Source organism: Streptomyces sp. NPDC019396, assembly GCF_040632375.1.
Classification (GTDB): Bacteria; Actinomycetota; Actinomycetes; order Streptomycetales; family Streptomycetaceae; genus Streptomyces.
The window spans coordinates 1-1,243 of the sequence record NZ_JBEYBS010000101.1 but is presented as its reverse complement, the minus strand read 5'-3'; the positions used below and the strand labels follow the sequence as shown (position 1 = coordinate 1,243).

The following is a 1,243-nucleotide window of genomic DNA, read 5'->3' as shown; positions in this document are numbered from 1 at the left end:
GCCCGACCGACCGAGGGGAGCCCCCGCCCACCGGGCGGAGCCGTGGCGGACGCCGCCCGGCGAGGCCGCCGCCGGTGGGGCGGAAACCGCCCCTGACCTGCGAAAACGTGTGATCCAGATCACCCCCCGAGGCCCCTGTTTCGGGTGGACCCAGACCCTTAAATAAGGCAGAATTAGTGATGTCGGAAGGGGATGGCAGCCCCGGACGACGAACCCCGAACCTTCAACACCAGGGAGAGCGTGATGGCGAAGCTGACCAAGGAGCAAGAGCGACTGCACCGCGAGGCGTCGCGGCTGGTCAAGCTGAACCGCGACTTGACGGAGGAGGAGCGGGAAACCGTGCTCGACCACTGGCAGGAGTCCAGCACGACCAGCAACTCCCTGGACGGAGCGTTCTTCACCCCGGAGGATCTGGCGCTCGACCTCCGGCTGGAGGTGAACGGGGAGCGGGTCATCGACCTGTGCGCGGGGATCGGCCGTCTGGCGTGGGCCGTGCAGGACAAGTGGCACAGGAGGTTCGAGGGGAGGCCGCCGCGCGAGGTGGTGTGTGTCGAGAAGAACCCGGCATACGTCGAGGTGGGACGGAAGGTCGTGCCCGAGGCGCATTGGATCTGCGCGGACGTCTTCACCCTGGACCCGAAGACACTGGGGCGGTTCGACTACGCGGTGGCCAACCCTCCCTTCGGCCGTGTGGAGCGGAGCGGGAACGGGCCGAGGTACCGAGGCCCGAACTTCGAGTTCCACGTCATGGACATCGCGTCGACCCTCGCGAGGAAGGGGGTGTTCCTCGTGCCGCAGATGTCCGCGCCGTTCAAGATCGCGGGAGTCCACAGCTACGAGGAGCAGCGCAGCACCGCGTACGAGCGCTTCCACCGGGAGACCGGAATCACCCTCTGCTCCCGCGTGGGCATCGACACGTCCGCCTACGAGGACGGATGGCGAGGCGTCAGCCCGCGCACAGAGGTGGTGTTCGCGGACTTCGAGGACGCGGAAGAGGGCCTGTTGCCGGTCCCCGCCCCGCGCTTCGTGTCCACCCCCCGAGCCGCCGTGCCCGTGCCCAAGCCGACGGCGACCACGTACGAGTACGAGGAAGCGGCCCTGTTCTGAGACGCCGCCCCGCCCCCGCCGAGCCGGCCAGGGCGGGGCGCCGTCGCGGCGGTAGCGGACACGCCTGGCGGCGTGGCGGTGTTGGTGGCCCGGTGCGTGCTCGCCGGCCCCGGCCTCCTTCGTCGGCCGGTGCCGT

The 1,243-nt window shown here is 69.8% G+C and carries 1 protein-coding gene; it reads left to right on the top strand.

Annotated features, from left to right (window positions below):
* Positions 1-243 precede the first annotated feature (243 nt).
* On the top strand, positions 244-1,107 hold the full coding sequence (locus ABZ532_RS31650) for a methyltransferase (RefSeq protein WP_361291477.1): 864 nt from the start codon (positions 244-246) through the stop codon (positions 1,105-1,107).
* The last annotated feature ends 136 nt before the right edge of the window (positions 1,108-1,243 follow it).